This is a genomic window from Mesorhizobium sp. LMG17149 (assembly GCF_024518695.1).
Lineage (GTDB): Bacteria > Pseudomonadota > Alphaproteobacteria > Rhizobiales > Rhizobiaceae > Mesorhizobium.
Genome location: NZ_JANIFL010000007.1, coordinates 244,717 through 269,069, shown reverse-complemented (window position 1 = coordinate 269,069; position 24,353 = coordinate 244,717). Strand labels below are relative to the sequence as shown.

The following is a 24,353-nucleotide window of genomic DNA, read 5'->3' as shown; positions in this document are numbered from 1 at the left end:
ACCAGCCACCGCGCTCATCCCGCAAGACACGAGTCACATGAACGCTCCGGCAATCGCGAGGGAATCTCGCCTCGCTGGTCGCCACCCTTCCAAACATCACCTGTGTCATTCAAACGGACGAGGACAGGCACCTGGTGTCCCCCTAGCGTGCACTCGGGCGGCATGCGCTCAGAGGTGATGAAAACCGGGCCATGGCAGCATCGAGAGCCAATCGGCCATGTGCGCTTGGGAGAGGCAGATGAACCCGCACCTGGTCTGCGTGGGAGGCGAGGATCACGCCTTGAGAGTTCCCTTCCTCATCGCGCTGCGAGAGAAAGGCTTTCGCGTTACGGCGGTCTCGAGCGGTTCTCCCGTACCGTTTCTTCGGCATGACATTTCGCATCACAGGTTCTCCTTCGACCGCTTTGCAAGCGGAGGCGGGGAATGGCGCACCCTCCGAACGATGCGCCGCTTGATGCAGGAGCTTCAGCCTGACATCATCCAGAGCTTCGACACCAAGCCAAATCTGTTGACGCCCCTTTCGGTACGGGGAACTGTTCCGGTCATTCGCACCATCAACGGACTGGGGTGGACGTTCTCATCGCTGGAGCCTCGAGCCCTGGCCTTGCGTCCGGTCTATTGCGCACTGCAATGGCTTGCGTCTTCCTGGACGGCAGCGACCGTATTCCAAAATCGCGACGACCAACTGTTCTTCGAGCGCTTTCGGCTGATCGGCCGCGGAACTTCGCGACTGATACGCAGTTCCGGAATCGATGTCGATGCGTTCGCAACGGTGCGCCATCTCGGGTCCTCAGCAGCGAAGATGCGAAAGGACCTCGGCCTTCAGTCCGCCGAAGTGGTGATCTTCGTCGGCCGTTTGACGCGCCAGAAAGGCGTGGCGACCCTTCTCAATGCGATCCCTCGCATCCTGTCCGCAAGGCCCGCGGCGCGGTTTGTGCTCGTCGGCCCACGAGAATCCGAGGGCTCATTCGCAATCGACAAATCGGAGCTCGATCGGCATGCACCTCATGTGCTGGCCTTGGGTCCACGACGCGATGTCGCCGATCTCCTTGGCATGGCCGATGTATTCGCCTTTCCCACTCAGTATCGTGAGGGGGTTCCGCGTGTATTGCTGGAGGCGGGGCTGGCGGGACTGCCCATCGTGGCCTCAAGGATGCCAGGCTGCAGCGACATCGTCGAAGACGGATGGAATGGCTACCTGGTTGCGCCGCATGATGCCGATGCCCTCGCCTCGCGAACGATAGACTTGCTGTCCGACCGCGCGGCGGCCAAGGCGATGGGCGCCCGTTCTGTTGAACTTGTCCGGAGGCAATTTGCCCTGCCACTGGTGGTCGACCAGTACTGCGATCTTTACGACAACACACTCCGCGCGGGGCACATGCGACCGCTCCCTGCCGTTGGGCTTGGAGGCGGCCTCGCAAATCACCGAGGCGGGGCACATCAATGATCCGGGACGCCTTGCTCGCCCTGGGCGTTGCTATGTCCTATGCGACGCAACTAGGCGTTCCGGGATTGCCGCTCGGCTATGGCGAATTGTTCATCGCGATCTGGATCATGCTGGCGATTGGACGAATACTCGCCGGCGGTCGTCTCCAGATCACACCCGCTTTTGTCCAACTGGCGAGCTTCTGGCTGCTCCTGTCGCTCGCTTTGGGGATCGGCACGATCGTCGGTTACCTGACCACCGTTCTTTATCTGACCGGGCTGATGCATGACGTTATGGCCTATGTGTTGCTGGCAAGCTTTACGTGCCTGGCCGCGGCGGAGCCGGACGCCGATCGGCATCTGCGCCGCAGCGCATGGTGCGTGGTCGCGTTTGCCAATGGGGCCTTTGTGATACAGCTTGGTTTGGCTTATGGTGCGATCCACCAGTCCGGCGTCGATCCTTGGTTCTGGGACCGGTTCCGTGGCTGGTCCGAGAACCCGAACCAACTTGCGCTCTATTGCGCGCTTTTTGGCCCACTGGCTTTGCATCTTGCTACGACCACCCGCAATCCATGGGCTCGTTTGCTTGCATTCTCATGCCTGCTCCTGACCTTCTATGTCGGCCGGCTGACGAAGAGCGACACCTATCTCTACACCAGCATCCTGAGCTGCCTCATCTTTATCGGATTGCGGCTTCGTGCATGGATAGCAACGAGTGGCCGCGCCAGCATGCCCCGCATGGCGGCAATTCTGCTGTTGGCGGGTTCCTTGCCTCTAGCGCTTGCAATGACGCCGTACGCGCTCACCGAAGAGACCAGCGTCGCCAATTTTGCCAAGAACCTCACCAAAGACGAAGGCGGGGAAGGGACCATCGAAACGTTCGAACTCCGGCTCTATTTGTGGCAGGAGGCCGTGGAAAAAGGATTGAAATCCGGGTCGCTGGGACTGGGTCCTGGTCCTCACCTTGAGCGGCCACCCGTCGTCGACCGTCAATTTCTGCAGCGACCTTTCGAAGCGCACAATACCGTTCTCGACCTTTACCTGCAGGGCGGATTGCTCGCCGTCATCGCGTTGGTCTGGATCGGGGGAGCCGCCATGTCCTTCGCCTGGCGAGGAGGATTCGACGCCCTGCTGGTGCTTGGTGTCTCGACGATAATCTTCAGCATGCCTCACCTGATCATTCGCCATCCGATCGTGTGGTTTTCGCTGGCTTTCTGCCTCGTTGCCGGAAATCCGACCGCACTTCGGCGGCAGCTTGCTGAACCGAGGGTGTCCTAATGTGTGGGATCGCGGGAATTCTATTGGCTTCCGACGCCGCGGACATAAAGCCGCTCGGAGCGATCGGGCGGATGACTGCATCGCTGCGTCACCGGGGGCCGGACGGCGAGGGGCTCTGGATCGACCGCGAAACTGGAATCGCACTGGGCCACAGGCGGTTGGCAATTGTCGATCTGTCAGCCGCCGGGCACCAGCCGATGCATTCCGCCAGCGGTCGGTACGTGATCACCTTCAACGGTGAGATATACAATTTTCGCGATTTGCGTTGCGAACTCGAGAGTGCGGGCCAAACCTTTCAAGGCGCCAGCGACACCGAAGTGATGCTGTGCGCAATCGAGCATTGGGGGCTTGAGGCCGCCCTCAATCGCTTTGCCGGGATGTTCGTCTTCGCATTGTGGGATCTCAAGACAAGAACCCTGCATCTGGCCCGCGACAGAATGGGCAAAAAGCCCCTCTATGTCGCATCGATCCGAGATGCGCTGGTTTTCGCCTCTGAGCTGAAGGCGATCAATTGCTTTCCGGGCTTTTCTCCCGACCTTGATCTTGATGCCGCCGCGGCAATGCTTTCGACGGGATGGGTGCCGGACCATCGCTGTATCTGGCGAAGCGTGTTCAAACTGCCGCCTGGTTCTGTCCTTTCCGTCACGGCGGCGAATTTTGCCGAAGACCGCAGCGCGGACCGTCTTTCCCGATGCGTTCACCGCTGGTGGTCGCTGGCTGACGTCGCTGCCGATGGGCGACGGAACCCCGTCATCGGCACGGACGAAGACCTCATTGACGAACTGGACAACCGGCTTCGGCTGGCTGTGCGGGAACGCATGATCGCCGACGTGCCTCTGGGCGGCTTCCTGTCGGGGGGCATCGACAGCTCAGCCGTGATCGCCTTGATGCAGGCCCAATCCTGCAAGCCGGTTCGCAGCTTCACGATCTCGTTCGCAGAGGGCGGCTTTGATGAAGCTCCATATGCAGCGGCCGTTGCCCGTCATCTGGGTACCGACCACTCCGAACTTCACCTCTCGCCAAGCGCCGCACGTGACGTCATTCCCGAGTTGCCCCAGGTCTGGGATGAACCCTTCGCCGATGAATCACAAATACCGACCTTACTCGTTGCCAGGCTCGCTCGTCAGCACGTCACCGTAGCGCTGTCGGGCGACGGCGGTGACGAGTGCTTCGCAGGATACGGGCGCCACTTTATGGCGGAGCGGCTGAAACGGCACCTGCGCCTGCCCCGACAACTGCGCCGAACCTTGGCGGCAGGAGCAGGTTTTTTCGCACGCGCCGGACGTGACGATGTCGTTGGCAAACTGCCGCTCTCTGCGAGCGCGAGGCATTTTATCCGGAGCGACCGAATGGAACGCCTCGCCCGGCTGCTGACGGCGGCGAATGAAGACGAATTGTTTCAGCGGCTGGCGCGGCCACAGGCTGAAAACCTGGGATATCAGCGGCCGACCGAACCAACCTACGGCTACGGCGATCCGCCGCTTGACGACCTGCTCTCCCGTCTTCTCTACGATGACATGGCGGGCTACTTGCCTGGCGACATCTTGGTGAAGCTGGACCGTGCCACCATGGCCAACAGCCTTGAGGGTCGGTGTCCTCTCCTTGACCACCGCGTTGTCGAATTCTCCTGGCGGCTGCCATCCAACATGAAAGTTCGTGATGGCGCCGGCAAATGGATCCTTCGCCAATTGCTACGCCGCTATCTCCCGCAGCACCTGATCGAGCGTCCGAAACAAGGCTTCGATGTCCCTATTGCTGGATGGCTGCGGGGTCCGCTGCGCAACTGGGCCACCGATCTTCTCGCCGATATGCGAACCGAAAGCAGTGACGTATTGGACACCGCGAAGATCGACGCCTGCTGGCGCGATCACATTGATGGCCAGAACCGCTCCCGCGAATTGTGGTCCGCGTTGATGTTCCAGGCCTGGCGGAGCAAGGCCAATCGGCAAGCACAGCAAACCGGCCCAACTCATGAACTCGACCTGGCAGGAGTGTAAGATGGTAGGTTCCGCAATCAGCCCGATCCAGCTGCCACGGGTCAATCAACTGCCAGCACCGGTTCTCGAAGGCAGAGTGCACGTGCGGTCATTGCGTGAATATGTCGAGCCGCCCACCGCGTCGCGCCAACTCTTCGTGATTTTGGCAAGGAGAAAATGGTCTATTATTGCTTTCGCTGTGTTGGGCGGCTTGTTGGCGGGGTTGCTGGGAAGCCTTCGACCAGTTCTCTACGAGTCAACAACCCAGCTTATCGTCGACGCCCCCTCGCGCGGTTCACTGCCCGTCGGCGCCCCGTCTTCGCAGGACCTCGTTGATTCAAGCATAGATGACCACATCACGATGCTATCGTCGCAAGATCACCTGCGCCGCGTCATGGCGGCACTGCGCAAGACAGGTGCGGCGGAAACCGGACAGGACAATTCCGCTAGCAGGAATTCACGGCTTGAACCGTCTGCCACCCCTCCCCCGAGGACACGCTCACTTGCCGGCGGTCTACTGGACCGGCTGTGGCCAGGGGCGGACCAGGCAGCCAACGGTCCACAAGCCGTGGATGCCTCCGAGTTGAGAGCTTTGCGGCGAGGCATGCGGGTCGGGCAGGAGCTGCGATCGAGAGTGATCTCCGTCGCTTTCGCCGATGACAGCCCCGCCCGGGCGGCGCTCGTGGCCAACACATTCGCTCAAGTTTATGTCGACACCCTAACGAAGAAAAGGCAGGCATCCGACCAGCAAGAGCTCGATGCAATCACCGCCAGTCTGCCCGGGCTGCAAAATGATCTGCAGGCAGCGGCTGACCGCCTTGAGAAATATCGGCTGAGCCACGGAGCCATCGACCAAGGCTCGGCGGACAATGCAGCCAGGGAACGGGCCGACCTCAGCCAGCAATTGTCGATGTCAAAGGCGGATCTCGCCGCCGTGGAATCTCGGCTACGGTACGTCCAGCAGCTTCGAGAGCAAGGGGCCACTCTCATCACCCTGGCCGAAGCTATTGGCGCGCCTGAACTTGCCGACCTTGCGGCTCGACAGGCTCTCGCGCCGGCAGACCAGGAACTCAGAGCCACGACGCAAAGCAAGATCGAACAAGGCGTCGACAAGATTGCTGCCGATGCAAACATTTTCCGTGCACAGATCGCCGCTCTCGAAAGCCGAAAGAACATCCTGGATGCGGTCATGGCCGACACCGCCAGCCGGCTTTCCGGCTTGCGGGCTCTCGAGCCGCAGGTCAGCCTGCTGACCCAGCGATATAACGAACTCCTTGGTCGACAACAGGATTTGACGCGGCGTATCGGAGTTCCCTCGGCTGGAATTTCGATCCTGTCTGCGGCTTGGCCGCCGACTATCCCGCAGACATTGCCAGCCATCTTCCTGGTTCCCCCCGGGATGATCCTATTCGCTATCCTTGGGGCGATGTACGTCACGATGCGCAATCATTTTGACCGGACTTTCCGTGGCGAGGCCGAGGCGGAAGCGGTGCTCAAGGTTCCATGTATGGGGCAGATCCCCGAAGCATGCGGAATGCATGCCAAACAACTGCGAAACCTCGTGCTGGGGGAGCGCAGGTCCGCATATAGCCGCGCCGTGACGTCGTTGCTGATCGCGGCGGCACCAAATGCGCTAAGGGCTCGTTCGTCGTACACGGCGCTTGTCACCTCCAGTATGCCGCAGGATGGCGGGACCGAGCTCGCGTGGAGCCTGGCGCTCGCCGGCACGCGACTGGGCGGTCGAGTCCTGTTGGTCGATCTTGAACGCAAGGGCGTTCAGCTCACGCTCGAGTTCCTGCACCAGTTCAGCGAGCGCAAGAACCGCCATTCCTTCGCTGACTATGTTTGCAATCGCTGCGACCTGGAAGGTGCCGTTGCCAGGCTGCATGAAATCGGGATCGACGTGATGACCGCCGCTCCGTCGGACGACCTGCTGGCGCTGCTATCGTGCGAGGATGGAGGCAAAGTGATGGCGGATCTGCACGCGACCTATCGCATCGTGATCATAAACCTGCCGTCGGCGCTGGGGCGGCCGGAAGCCAAATTTCTGCCCGGATGGGCGGACGTGGTTCTTTTCGCCATCCGGTGGAGGAAAACGCCACGCACCCTCGCTCGCGGGGTGCTGGAACTCCTTCAGGGCAACGGTTCTCTTGCGATACCTGTCGGCAGTGTCCTCACGCGCGTGAATCTGAAGAAACATGCCGGATATCGGCTCGAGGACAGCGCTGACCTCTTGCGCGAGCAAATAGCATGACGGCCACAGGCTCGTCCTTGGGCTACGAACGATCCGGGGGCGGTTCATCCAGGGAGCGGCCAGGACGATTCACGGTGCAGCCTGTCAGCAGAGCGCGTCATTCAGGTGAATGATGGCAAGGTCCGGTGTGCATCGTAGGCTCCGGAAATCCCCGATATTTGCCTCCCTCGGAAGCGCGAACCGATGGCACCAAGCGACCTTCTGAGACCCAAGACGGTTCCTGCGGCCGGCACAGCCATCATCGTTGTTCGGCCGAGCCCGATCGGCTCGATCATTCGTGCGGCAAGCGGAGTGTCGGCAATGGCGATTGTCGGCCAGCTCACCCTTCTTGCTGCAATCCCGGTTTTGGCGCGGCTCTATTCGCCGGCCGATTTCGGCGTCTTTACGATTTACCTGTCGATCGTGAATATACTCGCCGGGGTCGCGGCATTGCGCTTCGAGGCTTCGCTCTATGGGGTCAAGGGGAGCGCGCAGGCCTATGTGACGGTCAAGCTTGTTCTCTTGGCTGTGTTCGTGACGACCGTCCTGGCCTTTTCGGCCGGACAGATGCTGTCGAACCTTGCTCCCGATCGCCTCGGCTCGCTCGCCTGGCTCATTCCGATTGGAATGGGAGGCGCAGGTCTGGTCGAAGCCATGAACTGCTGGAGTCTGCGTGCCGGGCTTTTGCGCGATTTTGCTCTCGGGCGCCTGATCCTGCCGGCGAGCATGGCTGCACTGCAATTGGCTTTCGGCATCGCCAACCTCGGCGGCGAAGCCATGATCCATGCGCATATTCTGAGCCAGTTCGTCTTCATCGGGCTGATCGGCTGTCGGGTGATGAGTTGGGAGGATTTGCGTGGCATCGCCTGGGCACCTTGGCGTGCGGTGCTGGAAAAGGCTCGGCGGGAATACAAATTTCCTCTGTTCGATATTCCCGCAACGCTCGCGAGCATAGCAATCAACAATCTTCCAGCAGTCCTTGTCGGCGGGCTGTTCGGCACCGCATTTGCCGGATATTTGGGCGTGGCCGCGCGGCTGGTCACCGGTCCGGTGACGCTGATCGCCACACCGCTCAGCAATGTTTTTGTCGCCGAAGCAAACCGGAACAGCAATCGTGGACACCTGCTTGGTGTGGCGCGCGGGCTTCTCCTGCTGGCCGCCGCCTTTACCGCGGTGCCAATCTTGCTGCTCGGCCTCGCCGCGCCTTATGTGGTCGTTCCGCTTCTGGGCGAGCCTTGGATGCCCACTGCGGAAATCATGACCGCACTGGCGCTGATGGGCGCGGCACAGGCGTTGTCGACTCCGCTCAGCGACGTTCCCGCTCTGTTACGGCGGCAAGGAACAAGACTGGTCATCGACCTCGCACGGGCGGTTCTCGTGTTTGGCCCACTGCTCGCCGGCGCCCAGGCGGGCTGGCAGCCAGTCACCGTCATCTATTTCATGGCCGCCGGCGGCGCGTCGGGTTTCGCTCTGAAAATGGCAGCATCACTGTACCTGTTGACCCACGACCCTCAACCAGCAGGCGCTGCAACGTGCGTCCAACATGAATGTCTCGAGGAAAAAACACCATGAATTCGTCGTCGATTGACAACCTTCAAGCGGCAGTTGCGGTCACCCAGCATGACCGGGCCGATGTCTCATGGTCACGCCCTTTTATCTCGGTCGGGATACCAACTTTTCGTCGACCGGATACGATCCGCAGGGCGATCGACAGCGTCTTGGGCCAGGATTACTCCGATTGGGAGTTGGTCGTGAGCGACGACGAGGGACCGGAGGGCGAGACCTGGGCTATCGTGACCGACTACGCACGGAGCGAACCTCGCATCCGCATTATCGAAAACAGTCGAGGTCGCGGTCAGGTGGAGAACACCAACAACGCTATGCTGGCTTGCTCCGGACGATGGATCAAGTTGCTGCATGACGATGATTGGCTTGCGCCAGGTGCACTCAGGACATTCGCCGAAGTTGCCAAACAGTACCCCTCAGTCGCCTTCATGACGTCAGCGGCAAACATAATCGAGGACAAGCGAGTGCGATTTCGCCAAGTCCCCAAGGAGCAGGAACCGATCTCGCTTTATTCCAGCCAGCAGTGCCTGATGGACCTCTATCTGGTGCGTGCGACACGCTGCCTGGGGATTATTCCATCCACATTGTTGATCAACAGCGACGTCATTCGTGCCGGCTGCTTGATGCGCACGCACAAAGAGATTCCGGCCGGAGTGGATCAACTGTTCTTCGTCGATCTAGCCAGCCATGGGGACATGGTGGCGATAAGCGATCCGCTTACCTTTTACGATGCGACGAACCATCCAAGCATTACAACGTCAAAGAGTTTCCGCGAGGTCGACGAAGTGACCCTCGCCGTCAAGCAGCTTAACTGGAATCTCATCAAGGACCGCAACCATCTCCCGCCTCCCGAGACATTGCTGCGGGCATTGCGGGTTGCTCGTATTCCCATGAGGTTCCACCAGCAGTCCTGGTTGACCACGTTCCTGGACGGGATTCAGATCTTCCGGCCTTCCGTCATGAAGGTGGCGGGCTGGCACGTGCTTAACCACGTGTTTGCAATCCGCCCAAGATTGGGCCGGGTGCGCACACGACGGCGGTAGGGTGAGTCTGGCGGACAAGCACGCCGGCAACAGATTGCGCGCGCACAAGCCTGTTGCGCGCGCGCATGGTACGGCCGTTATCTCACGGCAGGACGCATATGCGCCCAAGAAGAGCTACCAGTTCCGCCTGGCGCCGAGTTTCGGTCTTGGCGAACAGCGACGCCAGCTGTGACCTTATCGTGGTCCGGCTCAAGCGCCGCTTGCGGGCTATCTCCAAAGGGGCATCGCCCTGCGCCAAGCGCAGCGCGAGTTGCGTTTCGGCACTCGTCAGACCAAACATTCTTTGCAGCGTCTGGGGATTTGGCCCGGATCTGTTTTCACGATCCAGCAGCGCCACGATACTCGTCGCGTCAGGCGTTGCTATGCCCTTCTCGTTTAAAACCAAGGGCCTGTCGCCCATGCCGCGGATCACCACCCATGAAAGCGTGCCGGGAAGAAAATTCCCCGGCACGTTTGCGATCAGCCGCCTCAGAGCAACCGACACCTTGCCGGCCGTATCAGCTGCCTCGCCCTCGCGCTCCAAGGTGTTTTGAGCGGCTGAATTCCACTCCATGACCTTCCTGTCGCTGTTCAGGATCAGATAGCCACACCCGATGCGATCAAGCATTCCCACAACAGATGCAAGGCTGCTCTGCTTTGGCTCGACGGCCACGCCGTCGAACCTTTGTGGTGCTTGGTGCCAGGCGGAACCATGGCCACCCTGCGTTCTCAAGGCCGAGACGGGCTTTCCCCCGAAACCTCCATATTGGCGACCAAGAACTCCATCATCTTGCCTACCAACCAGTGCCATTTTCTTACCTCCCGCAAAACGGCAACGCCTCCCTGTCAAAAGGAGGTGCCTTCAACATGTCAGTCAGGTCGCTTGGAGAATTGCGGTCCGATCCGCCCCCGACATCGGACAAAATGCGCGCTACAATCCCAGGGAACAATCCTGCGGTCGGACTAGTCTGTACGCTTTTCGGTCTAATCTCGACGGACTAGTCAGAAGGTTATAGTTTGGCACATGCGTTTGCTTTCGCTCAATTTGCATCCGAACAGCTCAAGCAAGTTGCTAACCCACCTTGCCTCGATGTCGCTCCTGATCGCGACACTTGCGGTCGAGACGGCGCTGCCCGCCTCCATGGCATACGACATCGGCTTTTTTGAATTTGTTCCCACCATTATTGCCATCTCATATCTCGAAGATCGCCTGATTGCCCTTGCGGCAACGTTTGTGATGGTGGCCGTCGGCTTGTTGGCGCGGGATATCCTGAGCAACCCAATTAACGTCGAGGTTTGGATTAGGGCCATTCTGCTGCTCGTTGCAGGGGGGATGATCGCCCTGACTTTCCACCGGCAGAGGCAGGACTACCGCACCCTTTTGCAGGTTGCAGAGGCTAGACTCGTGGCCTTGGAGGCAACCGAAAACAGTTATCGCTGGGCATTCGAACGTGCCGCTATCGGCTTTGCCAACATGAGCGAGAACGGAGAGTTGCAACGGTCCAACAAACGTCTCTGTGAGATGACAGGGTATGTCGAGGAAGAGCTTTCGAGTCTACCGCTCAGGGCACTCGTCCACCCTGACGACAACCACACTTTGGCGGAAGCGTTGACTCGCCTCAAGGACACGACTTCTTTCGGCTCGGAGATCCGTCTCCTGAAAAAGGACGGCACGGTTTTGTGGACAAGATTGGCGCTGTCTTTGGCCGTGCCAGCCGATGCTCTCCCTCAAAGCATCTTTGTAATGGTGGACGATATATCTGGAGAGCGAACCGCCCGCGAGGCACTCCGGGCTCAGAAGGAATGGTTGGACCTGGCGCTGTCGTCCAGCCGGTTGGGAACGTGGCGTATAGATTTCGAGAGCGGATCCGTGAATGGCTCAGCCGCGTTCTGGGAAATGATGGGACTGGCACCCGCGCCGAGCCGTCCATTGCAGGAATTGGCCGCTGTCGTTCACCCGGCCGACTTGCCTAATCTGACGGCCCCGGGAGAGCTTGCATCAGGCGCCAACTATGACGCGGAGATCCGCATCAGGCGAGCTGGCGGGCATATCCGCTGGATTGCTCTTCGGGGCCGGGACGAATTGCGCGACGGTCGTGCACAGCGAATAGGAGTCGCCGCGGATCTCACCGATCGACGCATAACCATTCTGCTGCGGGCTGCGGCGAAGAAGCGAGAGCAGGCCATGCTTGAACAGCGCCATAGGCTCAACAATCTGTTTCCGGTGATCACGGCGCTTGTAAATATGGTCGGTGCCCCCGACAACGATATCGCCCGTTACAAGCAGACACTGATCGAAAAAATCGGCGCACTCCAGGCGACGCATCTGCTTCTTTCACGCGATGGCAGCCTGTCGGCTTCCCTCCGTGACCTCATTGCTCAGGAATTGCAGCCCTATATGGGGACGCACAACGTTTCGATCAGTGGACCCGAAGTAAAAATGGCAGAGGGTTCGGCTGAGAGCTTCGCAATGATCGTTCACGAACTTACGACCAATTCCGTGAAGCATGGGGCTCTCGGCACTCCGGCAGGCCGGATCGAGGTCGTGTGGCAATTCGCAGCCCAGGAGCCCGGCGCCGACATAGTGTTCGAATGGTCGGAATCGGGAGAGCGCCGGGTCTCCACCTCGGCTCGGCGTGGTTTTGGGTCGTTGATTATTGGAGCCGACGGTGAGCCTATCGTGGGCCACTCTTCCAAGCTCGAGATGCTGGATCACGGACTAAAATATTCGGTCCGGCTGCCGCCAAAAGCAATCGGCGCTAGTTGATGTCTCTGGCGGCCCATGTCTTCAGCAAGACCGCGGCTTCCGTCCGATTTCGTGCTCCAAGCTCGCGCAGGACGGCGGCAGCATGAATCTTCGTCGTCGCTTCCGCAATTTCAAGAGAGCGGGCAATCTCTTTGTTCGAGTAACCTTCGGCCATCAACCTGAGGACTTCCTTCTGTCTGGACGTAAGCCTCCCCAGATTGTTGACGCTGATGGTCCTGTGGGGCATTTGCATGGGAGCCTCGGACGGAAGGCGTACCGACTCCTTGGACCTTTGTGAAAGAAGTGCCGGAACGTAAATGCGGCCGGCCAGGATTTCGTTCACCGCCAGGACCACCTCCTCGTCCGTTTGGGATTTTACGATATAGCCATGAAGCCCAATCGAAAGGGCAGTTAGAATCTCGGCGCGTGAATCCGTCCCTGAGACAATAGCAAACCGTGTGTCGGGATGAGCCGGTAAGACGTCGCGAAGATCATCCTGACCCGACAGTCCCGGCATGTGCAGGTCGATGACGGCGAGATCAACGGGCGCCTGATCTTCAAGCAGGCTTATGACGGTATCAAAACATGCCGCTTCGAATATTTCCAAGTCCGGAATGCCGGCCATCAATGCCAGTCGCAGCCCACGACGATACAAGCCGTGATCGTCGGCGATGATAATACGATACATGAACCACCCACCTTTTGGCAGCCCCGCATGTGTCCCTAGCTGCCGAAACCTCCCTTTGGATGGACTGCACGGTGACCCAACACAGATCAGCCGCCCCGCTGATCCCCCGTATGTCGACGCTCGCCGCCGCCCATCCGCACATTTCAACATTCTAATATAGCTTACACTCGCACACATTTCAGGGCCAGATAATGAAGTGTTTTTTTCGTACGAACGTAGCAATTCCCTTCCGAGAAGGTCGTTACCGGCGCCGGACATGTGCACAGCAGTTGCCAATCGAGCGGCCACAGCTCCCCAGTTCTGATTGATCGCCCTGCCGCGCCATGCCCTGCCGGCTGGAATATTGAAATCAAAAGGCCGGGAAAGTGCCATTCAAATGCACGACGACGCCTTCTCGGGCGCCACTTACCATCGCTGCACTCCGGAGAGGCGAAGCCAACACTGGCGTACCTTCCGGCCGGGTGGGCTGGACCCATCACACCGCGACAGTCGTATCAACAGGAGGACGAGATGAAAGCGGTCATTCAGTGCGGTGGAATGGGAACACGCCTTCGGCCTTTCACATCCATCTTGCCCAAGCCTCTCATGCCGATCGGTGCTCGACCGGTTCTTGAATTGCTTTTGAAGTGGCTGCGACGGAACGGCATTCAGGAAGTCTACGTCACGACCGGCTATCTGGGGCACTTGATCCGCACCGTGTGCGGAGACGGATCACAGTGGAATCTAAGGATACGCTATACCCAGGAGTTGGAACCTCTCGGCACTATTGGCCCGCTCTCCCTGATCAGGGAGGAACTGGACGAGCCGTTCATTGTTCTCAATGGGGACGTACTTACCGATCTCAGTCTCAGCCGGTTTGTGGCGTCACACCGCACTCATACGGATCCAGTCACCATAGCCACAGCTTCCCGCATCATCAAGATGGACTTCGGCGTCATCGACGAGGTCGGGAACACTGTTAAAGTATTCCGCGAGAAACCGACACTGACTCATCTGGTAAGTATGGGAATATATTGCATGAATCCAGACGTTTTTCGTTTTATACCTGACGGCATCGCCTTTGGATTCGACGACCTCATGCTGCAGATGATGCAAAACGGCACGAATGTGCACGTCTACAAACATGACGGGCTTTGGCTGGATATCGGACGCGTTGAAGATTTTCAAAACGCACAAACCATCGCCTGGGAAGAGCAGTCCGCATCGATCGAGGTCTCGGCAGCGGCCGCTTGAGGGCTGAACGCCCTGCCGCGCCAACATGAGGAGGTCGTAATGCTCTTGGTCAGCGCTCCTATTCTTGGCTTTCCGGAAAAGGCAGCCCTGGCCAAAGTTGTCGACAGTGGGTGGCTGACGATGGGGGACCAGGTAAGAGCCTTTGAAGAGGCCTTCGCAGCCGTGCACGATGCGGTCGATTGCGTCGCCGTCAGCTCTTGCACCGCCGCCCTGCATCTCATTCTCCATGCACTTGGGATCGGCCCCGGAGACGAAGTGCTGGTTCCCTCGCTGACCTTCGTGGCGACCGCGAATGCAGTGCTCTACGTAGGAGCAACACCGGTATTCGTCGACATAGAGTCGGCCGAAGTGCCACTGATGTCCCTAAGCGACGCGGAGGCCAAGTGCACCGGACGCACCAAGGCTGTCATTCTCGTCCACTTTGCCGGCTATCTCGCCGACCGGGAAGAATGGCAGAGATTTGCCCGTGTGCGAGGACTGCATATCGTCGAGGATGCCGCGCATGCTCCCGGCCTTAAGGAGGTGGGGACTTACGGTGCGGCTGCGGCCTTCAGCTTCTACGGCAACAAGAACATGACCACCGCGGAAGGTGGGGCCGTTATTGCCCGGGATGCACAGCTCCGTGAAACGATCCGCCAGGCTCGCGGACATGGAATGACCAGTGGCACACATCAGCGGCTGAACAGCCGCACGCCGCAATACGACGTGACGATGCTCGGTTTCAATTATCGCATGGACGAATTGCGCGCCGCTATTGGCTTGGTCCAACTTCAAAATCTGCAGGAATGGAATGAAATCCGGCGCATATTGGTCGTCCTCTATCGGCGTCTGATCGCAGATTACTGCTCGGCTGTGACAGTCCCGTTCGGCAAACCGCGGACCTCGGCCTACCACATCATGCCTGTCCTCCTGCCGCATGACATCGACCGGCAAACGGTAATCGACCATCTGCGAACGAAGGGAATACAGACCACAATCCACTATACGCCCGTGCACCAGATGACGCTTTATCGCCAAATGTTCAGTGAAATCCATCTGCCGAAGACCGAGGACTTCGCGCAGCGGGAGCTGACGATTCCACTACACCCGCAAATTACGGCAAGTGCGATCGAGTCGGTGGTTGTTGCACTAGCCACCGCGATTGAAAGCAGCGGGCGTGCGGGAGCCGCGGCATGAACGCACTCGACGTGACGATGCATCGGCCCGCCGTAGCTGGCACCAGCCACGGAATTGCCAGACGCGCGATGGACATCATCCTCGCTGCAGCAGCGGGAATTGTACTCGCTCCACTGATGCTCCTGATTGCCGTTGCACTCTTTGTCGAAGGTGGTTGGCCGGTGTTTTTCGTACAGACGCGCCTGGGCGCCGGCGCAAAACCGTTTCGCATGTACAAGTTCCGCAAATTCAGGACAACAGCCGATCCTTTCGGCCTTGCGCTGACCATGAACGATGACAGCCGCATGACGCGGGTAGGCCGTTTTCTCGCGGCAACGAAACTTGATGAACTGCCCCAACTGTGGAACGTTTTCACGGGGGACATGGCAATTGTCGGGCCGCGGCCGGAAAGCCTTGCCTTCGCCGATTGTTTCCGCGGCGGCAATGAAGCTGTCCTACAGTGGAAGCCTGGCCTGCTCGGCCCAACCCAGGTTCTCTTCCGTCACGAAGCCTGTTTTTACCCGCCCTCCCTTGATCCGCTCCTGTTTTATCGAGAGGTCCTGTTCCCGGCCAAGGCAACGATCGACCTCGCCTACTATCCGCGGCGCACGATTGTATCGGACCTCGTCTGGATAATGCGGGGCTTTAGGGCGGTTTTCGGTGTGTCCCTGCCTCCCGCGGCAAGTGGGTAGAGTTGGCAAGCGAGGAGTTTGGCATGAATGGATTGTTGTTCGTTCGCCAGTTTGACGGCTCACACGATCGAAGGAGTGCACGGTCGTGAGCTATCGCGGCAGGAAGGTCCTGGTCACCGGTGCGGATGGATTTATCGGATCCCACCTCACGGAAGCGCTGGTGCACGAAGGTGCCGATGTCACGGCACTGGCCCTCTACAACTCGTTCGACAGCCATGGCTGGCTGGATGATTTGCCCGACCACGTTCGAAGCCAGTTGCAATGCATTCGTGGCGACGTTCGTGACAGCGCGTTCATCAACCGGATCGTGCGCGGCCAGGCGGTGGTGTTTCATCTGGCTGCGCTGATTGCGATTCCCTATTCCTACGCTGCTGCCCAATCCTATGTGGAGACCAATGTGCTGGGCACCGTGAATGTCCTCGAAGCGGCACGCCACTGGGAAACCGAGCGCATTGTGCATACGTCCACGAGCGAGGTTTATGGCACCGCTCTGACCATGCCGATCCACGAATCCCACCCGTTGCAGGGACAGTCCCCCTACTCCGCATCCAAGATTGGCGCGGACATGATGGCGGCGTCTTATGCCAGGTCCTTCGATGTGCCGGTGGTCATCCTGCGACCGTTCAATACATACGGGCCGCGCCAGAGCGAGCGGGCCATCGTGCCGACCATCATAAGGCAGGCTCTGGACGAGAACTGTCCGGCGATCATGGTCGGCGACACCAGCCCTATCCGCGACCTTACCTTTGTGGAAGACACTGCGGCGGCATTTGTGGCGGCAGGGGCCGCCAAGCTTGAATTTGGCCATGCCTACAATGCCGGCAGCCAGCGCGCCGTCAGTGTCTCGGACGTTTTGGAGTTGGTGCTCGAGTTGAGTGGCACCAGGAAACCGGTCCGTCGCGACGAAAGCCGGATGCGGCCGCAGAACTCCGAGGTTCGCGCGTTGCTCGCCGATTCCTCGAACCTTGAAAGTAAAGTCGGATGGCGGGCGCATACAAGCCTGCGTGACGGTCTGGAAAGAACCATCGAGTGGTGGCGTTCGCGCCTCAGCGAGGGCCGCGTCCGTCGCGAAATGAGCTATATGACATGACCTTTCCGCGGCTCATACCGGCTGTGCTGCTGATGGCCGCTCTGCTGGCGCTACACACAGCCGGAAACCGGCCGAGCGGTGCGGCAGGCACGGAGCCGGCAATGGATCTGCCCGCTTACCTGAAACCTGCAACCGATCCGGCGACAGGGATCAGCTTCACTCGGATCACCAAGCCCGGAGCTCTTGGCGGCGGAATTGTCTGCGGCAAAATATATTGCAGTCATCGGTACTCGAGCGCGCAAGCGTGGAATGCCGATCAGAGCCTCCTCGTCCTCATGAACGGCTGCAACGGCATGTGCTTCCTCGACGGGAAAAACTACGTTCCTTTGTTCCATCGCAACAAGCCGGGTGAGTGCGAATGGCACCCTCGAAACGCGGACCTGATGATTTGTGTCGATGATCAGAATATCTCGACCTGGGCGCCCCGCAGCAATCGTGAGGACATAGTTTTTGCCGCTGCGAAATATCGGGATCTTAAATTCGGCCCGTCCAAGGGAAATCCAAGTCGTGACGGCAGCCGCATTGCCGTACGCGCGACCCGCGATGATGGTGCTGCCGTCGTCTTCGCATATGACCTCGACCGGCGTCTGAAATACCCGGACATCGGTCTCGCCCAGGTTGCTGGAACGACCAGTTCCTGCACCATTTCTCCGCTTGGAGAAAACATCCTGTGTTTTCAAAACCTGGCCGACGGCACCGAGCAGCGAGCCATTTTCGCAATCGACGGCACCTTGCGCCAGACGTGGAAGGACCATCATCGGCCCGGCCATGGCGATATGACTCTCGACGCGGATGGTAGCGAAATTTACGTCGGAATCAGCAAATCCAGCCCCGACAAATATCAGGTGATCAAACGTCGGCTGTCAGATGGAAAGGTCATGTCGCTCATGAAGTTCGGCGAGGCCGAGCATGCATCGCTGCGTGCTTTGGACAGGCCCGAATGGGCATTTATGAGTTACGGGGGCAATCCCGAGGAGGTTCGAAGCCAGCCGGAATGGGCTCCATACTCGCGCGAGGTGATCGCGCTGCGTGTCGACGGCAGTCGAGAGGTCCGACGGATCGTGCAGACGCGAAACGCTCCGTTCGACTATTGGAGCGAGACACACGCCTCCCCGTCCCCCGATGGGTCGCAAGTGATCTGGTCGAGCAATTGGGGGGTGCCGGGCGGGCCGGTCTACGAATTCGTCGCCCATCTCGATTGGCCGCAGCAGCCGGATCTGAAACAAGGGGAGATTGCCATCAATGGCCTTCATTAGCCGAATTTCCTTTGCAGCGCTTGCCGGGTGCCTGGCCTTGAGCAGCGCAACCGCGGCCGAAGCGCCGGTGGCTTACAAGCTCTCCCCCGGCGACACGGTGGAGATAGGAATTGCCTCCATAGCGGAACGAACGCAACGCGCGGTTGTCCAGATGGATGGCTCGATCGCGCTGCCCGAGTTCGGGATGATCCCGGTTGGCGGGTTGACGCCGGCCGAATTGCAGACGCGCATGGAAGCGGTGCTGCCAACCAAGATCGTCCACCAGCGTCTGCCTGATGGACGGGAGCAAATGATCATCATCAAGCCGAGCGACGTCACGGCCGTGATCGCGGAGTACCGGCCGATCTACGTGACTGGCGATGTGCTGACGCCAGGGCAGCAGGCTTACCGGCCACTCATGACAGTCCGGCAGGCGATTGCGGTCGCCGGCGGTTTCAGCCTTCTGCGGTCGCGGGCAAGCCAAAGCGGACCTGATCCCGTTGATCTGCGACGCGACTACGAGTCGATCTGGGGGGATTACATCAGGGACTACTTTCATGGCGCCCGCATCCGCGCCGAACTTCAGAACCAGGCAGAATTTGACATGCAGCCGCCGCAGGGCTCGCCCCTGTCGAATGTATTGATATCGGCGGTCGCGCAGGCGGAAGCGGAGGGTCTCAGAATTTCGCTGAACAATTTTCAACAGGAGCAAAGCTATCTCGACAAGACAGCCAAGGATGCCGAGGCTGAGGTCGAGGTTCTGCTCAAGCGCGAGCAGACGGAAGCGGCAGCGGTGAAACAGGATGAGGACGATCTGGCGCGGGTCACCAAATCGTTCGAATCGGGCAACCTGACCAACAGCAGGCTCGCCGACGTCAGACGTGCAGTGCTGATGTCGTCGAGCCGGGCGCTCGAGACCTCGGTCGAACTCATGAGAACGCGGCGCCAGCAGGAAGACTTCGTCAGGCAGCAGGAACGCAATGAAAATCAACGAAGGATCGGCCTTCTGAACGAGTTGAGGGACACCGACCTTCGCCTCGCCGAGACCACTGCAAGGCTCCACGCAGCCAGCCAGAAGCTTCAGCCATCAGGGGCGTCCGCTCTTCCGCTGCCGGTCGCCGGCGAAACCTTCCAGGCGCGGATCACAATAACCGGTGGAGCCGGCGACGCGTCGAGAAGTCGACCGGTCGACCAGGACACTGAGGTCGCGCCTGGAGACACCATCGAGGTGAGGTTCAGCAGCGACCTGCAGAGCGCGGCGATCCAGTAGTTACGCGACGTGAACCGACTCGGGAACGACAGTGGCTGATGCCTCGCCTCACGGCATGAAGACCCGGGCGACCTGAGAAATCGGGCATGGGAAAATCAAGAAAGCGGGTTTGTCGTGATTGGTGAAATAGATGTCGCCAGCGCCTACATCACCGGCCGCATCGGCTTCATGGGGCTGAAGTTGGTTGTCGCGCCCGGCGCGCTCGTCCCTCGCCCGGAGACGGAATTGCTCGGCAGCACCGCCCTCAATGTGCTTCGTGAACTTAATCGGCCGGTCCCGCGTGTCGTGGACATGTGCTGCGGAGCGGGCAATCTCGCCTGCGCCATTGGATACAAGGTCCCCACCGCGCGCGTCTGGGCGAGCGATCTCACTGACAGCTGTGTCGAAACCACCTGCCGGAATGTCGCCCATCTTGGCCTGGCCGGACGCATTTCGGTGCTGCAGGGCGACCTGTTCAATTCCTTCTCGGGTCTGGAGCTCGAAGGCACGATCGATCTGGTCGTTTGCAACCCGCCTTACATCTCCGAGAAGCGGCTCGAAAACGACCGCGCGCATCTGATGGAACTTGAACCACGTGAGGCATTCGCTGCCGGGCCTTACGGCCTGAGCATTCACATGCGGGTGATCAAGGAGGCGCGGCGCTATCTGCGGCAAGGTGGCATGCTGCTTTTCGAGGTCGGGCTTGGCCAGGACCGGCAGGTCATGAGTTTGGTTGAGCGTTCCAAAGCCTACGAGAGCATTCGCGCGGTTGCAAACAAAGCCGGTGAAGCCAGGGTGGTTTGTGCACGGGCCAAAGCGCCAGCGTGAGCCGCGCCATTGGTTTGCGCGCTCGGTTGGGAGGACGCCCTTAAAGCGGCCCAGCGATCAGTTTTCCTTGCTGAGCACGTAACGTGCAATTCCCTGGATGGAATCGAAATTCTCAGGCAGAAGTTCACTGTCCTCGACAGTGATGCCGAATGTCTCCTCGACGAAGCCGATAACTTCAAGCACTCCAGTCGAGTCTATGATGCCCTGGTCGAGCAACGACGTTTCAACCTCCAGGGCACGCGGGTCGGCCACGTAGAAATTTGACGCCAGAAAGGCGCGTATCTGATCGCTGTAGGTGTCAATTCTGTTGTTCGTGCTCAGCATTGAATTGGCCTCCGATCCAAATGATTTCCAGGTGTCGCTTTATGAAAGCGCTATTTTCTTGAGCTTGCCCGTGTCCGTCATCGGTAGACTGGACACAATCTGGATGGACTTCGGAATCATGAAGTTTTCCAGCCGCTTCTGACATTCCATCCGCAGCTGCTTTTCGCCCATGATCGTTCCTTGCTCCATGACGACAAACGCTTTCACTGCTTGCCCTAGCAGGTCGTCGGGAACTCCAACGACCGCGGCTTCCCGTACTCCCGGGATTTCCATCAGCACGTTTTCGACTTCCCTGGGCGCTACCTTTTCTCCCCGCGATTTTATGATCTCATCGCTGCGGCCGACAAAATAGAGGTACCCTTCCTCGTCCATTCGGCAGTAGTCGCCGGTGTACAGAACCTGCTCGCCGGGCAAAGGACCAGGCTTGAGCTTCCTCGCGGTAGCCTCCGGCTTACCCCAGTAGCCCTTCATGACCGTTGCCCCGCGAATGACCAGCTGGCCGACGACATTGGGACCGACCCTTCGGTCATCCTCATCGACAATCCACATTTCGGTGTTCGGGATGGCGATCCCCACGCTCAACGGTTTTCGAGCAAGATCTTCCGGCGGAAGATAGGTGCAGCGTTTGCATTCGGTCAGGCCGTACATCGAATAGATGCGAGCATCGGCAAACAGTTCCTGGAGCAGGCGAATGTGCTTGAGCGGCAGTGCCGCGGCAGTGTTCGTGACATACCTTATGCTTGCAAAATCATCTGCCTTCAGCGTCTTGAGATCCGACAGCGCGGCAAAGATGGTTGGCACGCCGGGAAAGCCTGTAACTCTCTCCCTTTCGATGATCGCAAGTATCTGTGCGGGGAAGGCAAACGAGCGCTCGAGGACCAAGCGCGCCCCGGTACGGAATGCCATTATCATCTGATAGAGGCCGTAGTCGAAGGCCAGGGGCAAGACATTGAGGATCACATCGTCTTCGCCAAGTTCGAGGTACGAGGCAATCGACGTGCAGGCTGCCATCATGTTCCTGTGCGTCAGCATCACGCCTTTGGGTTCGCCGGTCGAGCCCGACGTGTAGATGATGGCTGCGAGATCGATATCGATGCGGCGGCGGGCCGGCGCTTTGCCGTGGCCGGCAGCCGCCTCATCCCAGCGCACGGCATGCGGCAATCCCCGGAGCTCGGCGACGTCCACCGGACCGGAGACGATGAGCCGCCGCAGCGACGGACAGTTACGCGCCGGTTCAGTAAAGATTGCCTGCAAATGTTTGTCGGTGATCAATGCTGCCGGCAGGCAATCGTTGAGCAAATACCCCAGCTTGTCGCTCTTGGTGAGCGGATTGACGATGCACACAACGGCGCTTGCCTTGAGAACCGCCCAGAAGCTGACCACGGTCTCGACGGTGTTGTCGGCGAAGATCATGACGCGGTCACCGGGGGCGACCCCGGACGTGACGAGATGATGGGCGACCGCGTTGGAACGTGTCTCAAGCTCATCATAGGCGAGCCGGTGCCCGCCGCACACCAGCGCCACCTTGTCGCCGAGCCGGCCGGCCGAATGGCTGAGGTAGTCGTGCAGCAGAGGGACGGCGCCATGCATCATACCAGCACCTCTTCCCTGTGCAGGCGATCGACATCTATCCTGAGGTCGACCGCACGCCCGCTTGATGGACGGCTTGCGACAAACTGCTGATGGAGGAGCTGCGTCGACAGCACGCCGACCAACGCCATATTGTCCGAGTTGGACAGATCGCCATCGCCGGTCTTGGCAGCGCATTTGTCCAGCAGGCGCGCGACCGAGTTCGGATCAAAGACATTCGCCGCGCGCAGGGCAGTCTCCGAGAGTGCTTCGCGGACATAGGCGGGTGCGCTATCGCCCATGAAGCAAAGTGCGTTGGGCGCCCGGTAGGGCTGCTTCTTGCGGGCCACGACTTCCGCGGGGACGATCGATTTCGCCACACGCTTCAGCACGTGTTTCTCATCCAGAATGCGCAGCTTGTAGTCGGCCGGTAGCGAATTCGCCAAGGCCACGAGCCTGTCGTCCAGGAACGGGAAGCGCCCCTCGACGGAGTGGGCCATCAGCATCCTGTCACCCTGAGAGGAGAGCAGGTAGCCCGACATCAGCGTCCTGATCTCAAGATACTGGTCCTGCGCGAGAGGACCCCATCGTGGAAACTCTTCGGGCAGACGGCAGAGCAGGTCCGCCACTGCGTCGTGGCGCGCCGCTTCTGCGTGCATGTCGGCCGAGAACAGCCGTTTGATGGCGCTGGTGGTGCGCCAGCGGGTATCATGCGCGAAGCCGGGCGCACTATATGCATGGAGACCGTGTCCGAAGAACTGGCGCGCCATCGCCTGCTGCTTGACCGGCGAGCGGCTGAGATAAGGATACAGGCGTTCCAGCAGTCGCGCGCGTCGGGCGGATGCGGGCTGCCGCCCCCAGAAGCGGCGGACCTTGCCTTCACGGAACAGGTCGTAGCCGGCGAACATCTCGTCGGCCCCCTCGCCGGTCAGCACGACCTTGATGCCATGTTCGCGCACCAGCCTCGAGAGAAGGAACAACGGCGCCGGCGCGGTCCTGAGAATCGGACGCTCGGCATGACGGATCACATCCGGGAAGATCTCGGCGATGTCACCGCGCGAAACCATCACCTCGTGGTGCTCGCCGCCGCTCGCACCGGCAACCAGCCGCTGGTAACGGGTTTCATCATATTCGGCGTCAGCAAAACGCAACGAGAAAGTCTGGAGCGGCGCGCCGGCGAAGCGCCTCCCGAGCATGGCGACAAGTGAGCTGTCGAGCCCGCCGGAAAGGTAGCAGCCGACCGGCACGTCCGCCTTGACCATTCTAAGCGCCGTCGCGGCCTGCAAGGCGCCGCGCACTTCGTCCACCGCATCCTCCAGCGAGCCCCTGAAGGTGCCATGGGCCAGGTCCTCGCTCTCGGGATAGCAAGGTTTCCAGAAAGCGTGCTCACGAACGCTGCCATTGTCATAGATGCGGACATGGCCGGGGGTAAGTTCCTGTATCCCCTGAAATACGCCTTGCGGCGGTACGACCGTCCACAGCGTGAAAGTCTGGTCGACCCCCGCCGGATCGAAGGCCCGCGGTATCGCCGGGTCGGCTGCGAAGATGGCCTTAACTTCGCTGGCGAAATGCAGGCGGCCAGCGTGTTCGCACAAATGCAGCGGGCAGATGCCGAACCGATCGCGCGACAGGACGAGGCGGCCTGTCAGCGAGTCCCAAATGGCGAGTGCCCATTGCCCGTTCAGCCGCTCGAACGCGCCCACGCCCCAGGCGCGGTAGGCATGCACGACGACCTCCGTATCGCTGCGGGTGCGGAAACGATGTCCCAGGGCTATGAGTTGGTCACGCAGCTCGACGTAATTGAAGATCTCGCCGTTGAACACGATCCAGGTGGTATTGCCTGTGTCGGCGAGGGGCTGCTGTCCGGTCGAGAGATCGATGACCGACAGGCGGGTATGCGCCAGCCCCGCTCGCCTGTCGCGATAAAGGCCGCTTTCGTCCGGACCTCGATGGGAGAGCGCGGCTGCCATTCTCAGAAGCGCGGCTCGTGAAGGAGGCTCCGCAGCCGCGTTCAGCGCCACAATTCCGGCGATGCCGCACATGG

General features: G+C 59.9%; 19 protein-coding genes. 14 read left to right on the top strand and 5 right to left on the bottom strand.

Annotation, left to right across the window (positions count from 1 at the left end):
* The first annotated feature begins 238 nt into the window (after window positions 1–238).
* The 6 genes from NP945_RS18585 to NP945_RS18560 all read left to right on the top strand — a co-directional run bounded on the left by NP945_RS18585 (window position 239) and on the right by NP945_RS18560 (window position 9,521).
* Complete coding sequence (locus tag NP945_RS18585; RefSeq protein WP_256747178.1) at window positions 239–1,447, top strand: glycosyltransferase family 4 protein; 1,209 nt, start codon at window positions 239–241, stop codon at window positions 1,445–1,447.
* On the top strand, window positions 1,444–2,703 hold the full coding sequence (locus tag NP945_RS18580; protein ID WP_256747177.1) for an O-antigen ligase: 1,260 nt from the start codon (window positions 1,444–1,446) through the stop codon (window positions 2,701–2,703). Before NP945_RS18585 ends, NP945_RS18580 begins: the two co-directional genes overlap by 4 nt.
* Window positions 2,703–4,700, top strand: coding sequence for an asparagine synthase (glutamine-hydrolyzing) (gene asnB / locus NP945_RS18575; protein WP_256747176.1), 1,998 nt, complete (start codon window positions 2,703–2,705; stop codon window positions 4,698–4,700). Before NP945_RS18580 ends, asnB (NP945_RS18575) begins: the two co-directional genes overlap by 1 nt.
* 1 nt (window position 4,701) lies before the next feature.
* The gene (locus NP945_RS18570) at window positions 4,702–6,933 is read left to right on the top strand and encodes an exopolysaccharide transport family protein (RefSeq protein ID WP_256747175.1); all 2,232 of its coding nucleotides are present in this window, start codon (window positions 4,702–4,704) and stop codon (window positions 6,931–6,933) included.
* Window positions 6,934–7,116: 183 nt separating this feature from the next.
* Entirely contained in the window at window positions 7,117–8,484 is a 1,368-nt protein-coding gene (locus tag NP945_RS18565) for a lipopolysaccharide biosynthesis protein (protein ID WP_128307787.1), read from the top strand.
* Entirely contained in the window at window positions 8,481–9,521 is a 1,041-nt protein-coding gene (locus tag NP945_RS18560; protein ID WP_127267494.1) for a glycosyltransferase family 2 protein, read from the top strand. Before NP945_RS18565 ends, NP945_RS18560 begins: the two co-directional genes overlap by 4 nt.
* Window positions 9,522–9,603: 82 nt before the next feature.
* On the opposite strand, the gene NP945_RS18555 is transcribed toward NP945_RS18560, so the two are convergent.
* Window positions 9,604–10,311: a helix-turn-helix transcriptional regulator gene (locus NP945_RS18555; protein ID WP_127267495.1), complete on the bottom strand. Its 708-nt coding sequence runs from the start codon at window positions 10,309–10,311 to the stop codon at window positions 9,604–9,606.
* 213 nt (window positions 10,312–10,524) lie between these two features.
* Here NP945_RS18555 and NP945_RS18550 point away from each other — a divergent pair, with 213 nt between their 5' ends.
* Window positions 10,525–12,267: a PAS domain-containing protein gene (locus tag NP945_RS18550; RefSeq protein WP_256747174.1), complete on the top strand. Its 1,743-nt coding sequence runs from the start codon at window positions 10,525–10,527 to the stop codon at window positions 12,265–12,267.
* Here the strand turns inward: NP945_RS18550 and NP945_RS18545 are convergent.
* The gene (locus tag NP945_RS18545; protein ID WP_256747173.1) at window positions 12,260–12,934 is read right to left on the bottom strand and encodes a response regulator transcription factor; all 675 of its coding nucleotides are present in this window, start codon (window positions 12,932–12,934) and stop codon (window positions 12,260–12,262) included. The genes NP945_RS18550 and NP945_RS18545 overlap by 8 nt on opposite strands.
* A gap of 510 nt (window positions 12,935–13,444) precedes the next feature.
* Here NP945_RS18545 and NP945_RS18540 point away from each other — a divergent pair.
* The 7 genes from NP945_RS18540 to NP945_RS18510 all read left to right on the top strand — a co-directional run bounded on the left by NP945_RS18540 (window position 13,445) and on the right by NP945_RS18510 (window position 20,416).
* Complete coding sequence (locus NP945_RS18540; RefSeq protein ID WP_128302539.1) at window positions 13,445–14,167, top strand: sugar phosphate nucleotidyltransferase; 723 nt, start codon at window positions 13,445–13,447, stop codon at window positions 14,165–14,167.
* A 39-nt stretch (window positions 14,168–14,206) separates the two neighbouring features.
* Window positions 14,207–15,343, top strand: coding sequence for a DegT/DnrJ/EryC1/StrS aminotransferase family protein (locus NP945_RS18535; RefSeq protein ID WP_256747172.1), 1,137 nt, complete (start codon window positions 14,207–14,209; stop codon window positions 15,341–15,343).
* A complete protein-coding gene (locus tag NP945_RS18530; protein WP_256747171.1) occupies window positions 15,340–16,014 on the top strand; it encodes a sugar transferase in 675 nt (224 codons plus the stop codon). The genes NP945_RS18535 and NP945_RS18530 overlap by 4 nt, the downstream gene beginning before the upstream one ends.
* Before the next feature lie 85 nt (window positions 16,015–16,099).
* The gene (locus NP945_RS18525; RefSeq protein ID WP_256747170.1) at window positions 16,100–17,104 is read left to right on the top strand and encodes an SDR family NAD(P)-dependent oxidoreductase; all 1,005 of its coding nucleotides are present in this window, start codon (window positions 16,100–16,102) and stop codon (window positions 17,102–17,104) included.
* The gene (locus NP945_RS18520) at window positions 17,101–18,360 is read left to right on the top strand and encodes a hypothetical protein (protein ID WP_256747169.1); all 1,260 of its coding nucleotides are present in this window, start codon (window positions 17,101–17,103) and stop codon (window positions 18,358–18,360) included. The genes NP945_RS18525 and NP945_RS18520 overlap by 4 nt, the downstream gene beginning before the upstream one ends.
* Window positions 18,347–19,609, top strand: coding sequence for a polysaccharide biosynthesis/export family protein (locus NP945_RS18515; protein WP_256747168.1), 1,263 nt, complete (start codon window positions 18,347–18,349; stop codon window positions 19,607–19,609). The genes NP945_RS18520 and NP945_RS18515 overlap by 14 nt, the downstream gene beginning before the upstream one ends.
* Before the next feature lie 114 nt (window positions 19,610–19,723).
* Window positions 19,724–20,416, top strand: a complete 693-nt coding sequence (locus tag NP945_RS18510; RefSeq protein ID WP_164898619.1) for a class I SAM-dependent methyltransferase — start codon at window positions 19,724–19,726, stop codon at window positions 20,414–20,416.
* Window positions 20,417–20,473: 57 nt separating this feature from the next.
* Here the strand turns inward: NP945_RS18510 and NP945_RS18505 are convergent, their stop codons facing one another.
* From NP945_RS18505 to asnB (NP945_RS18495), 3 genes are read right to left on the bottom strand one after another with little or no spacing between them, the layout of a single operon-like run.
* Window positions 20,474–20,740, bottom strand: a complete 267-nt coding sequence (locus tag NP945_RS18505; protein WP_027036262.1) for an acyl carrier protein — start codon at window positions 20,738–20,740, stop codon at window positions 20,474–20,476.
* A 39-nt stretch (window positions 20,741–20,779) separates the two neighbouring features.
* Entirely contained in the window at window positions 20,780–22,333 is a 1,554-nt protein-coding gene (locus NP945_RS18500; RefSeq protein WP_164762524.1) for a class I adenylate-forming enzyme family protein, read from the bottom strand.
* Window positions 22,330–24,351 carry an asparagine synthase (glutamine-hydrolyzing) gene (gene asnB, locus NP945_RS18495; RefSeq protein WP_256747167.1) on the bottom strand — a complete coding sequence of 674 codons (2,022 nt, stop codon included), beginning with the start codon at window positions 24,349–24,351 and terminating at the stop codon, window positions 22,330–22,332. Before asnB (NP945_RS18495) ends, NP945_RS18500 begins: the two co-directional genes overlap by 4 nt.
* Window positions 24,352–24,353 lie beyond the last annotated feature (2 nt).

Coding starts and splice junctions, on each gene's coding strand:
- NP945_RS18585 (WP_256747178.1), top strand. CDS start 239: ATGAACCCGCACCTGGTCTGCGTGGGAGGCGAGGATCACGCCTTGAGA.
- NP945_RS18580 (WP_256747177.1), top strand. CDS start 1,444: ATGATCCGGGACGCCTTGCTCGCCCTGGGCGTTGCTATGTCCTATGCG.
- asnB (WP_256747176.1), top strand. CDS start 2,703: ATGTGTGGGATCGCGGGAATTCTATTGGCTTCCGACGCCGCGGACATA.
- NP945_RS18570 (WP_256747175.1), top strand. CDS start 4,702: ATGGTAGGTTCCGCAATCAGCCCGATCCAGCTGCCACGGGTCAATCAA.
- NP945_RS18565 (WP_128307787.1), top strand. CDS start 7,117: ATGGCACCAAGCGACCTTCTGAGACCCAAGACGGTTCCTGCGGCCGGC.
- NP945_RS18560 (WP_127267494.1), top strand. CDS start 8,481: ATGAATTCGTCGTCGATTGACAACCTTCAAGCGGCAGTTGCGGTCACC.
- NP945_RS18555 (WP_127267495.1), bottom strand. CDS start 10,311: ATGGCACTGGTTGGTAGGCAAGATGATGGAGTTCTTGGTCGCCAATAT.
- NP945_RS18550 (WP_256747174.1), top strand. CDS start 10,525: ATGCGTTTGCTTTCGCTCAATTTGCATCCGAACAGCTCAAGCAAGTTG.
- NP945_RS18545 (WP_256747173.1), bottom strand. CDS start 12,934: ATGTATCGTATTATCATCGCCGACGATCACGGCTTGTATCGTCGTGGG.
- NP945_RS18540 (WP_128302539.1), top strand. CDS start 13,445: ATGAAAGCGGTCATTCAGTGCGGTGGAATGGGAACACGCCTTCGGCCT.
- NP945_RS18535 (WP_256747172.1), top strand. CDS start 14,207: ATGCTCTTGGTCAGCGCTCCTATTCTTGGCTTTCCGGAAAAGGCAGCC.
- NP945_RS18530 (WP_256747171.1), top strand. CDS start 15,340: ATGAACGCACTCGACGTGACGATGCATCGGCCCGCCGTAGCTGGCACC.
- NP945_RS18520 (WP_256747169.1), top strand. CDS start 17,101: ATGACCTTTCCGCGGCTCATACCGGCTGTGCTGCTGATGGCCGCTCTG.
- NP945_RS18515 (WP_256747168.1), top strand. CDS start 18,347: ATGGCCTTCATTAGCCGAATTTCCTTTGCAGCGCTTGCCGGGTGCCTG.
- NP945_RS18505 (WP_027036262.1), bottom strand. CDS start 20,740: ATGCTGAGCACGAACAACAGAATTGACACCTACAGCGATCAGATACGC.
- NP945_RS18500 (WP_164762524.1), bottom strand. CDS start 22,333: ATGATGCATGGCGCCGTCCCTCTGCTGCACGACTACCTCAGCCATTCG.
- asnB (WP_256747167.1), bottom strand. CDS start 24,351: ATGTGCGGCATCGCCGGAATTGTGGCGCTGAACGCGGCTGCGGAGCCT.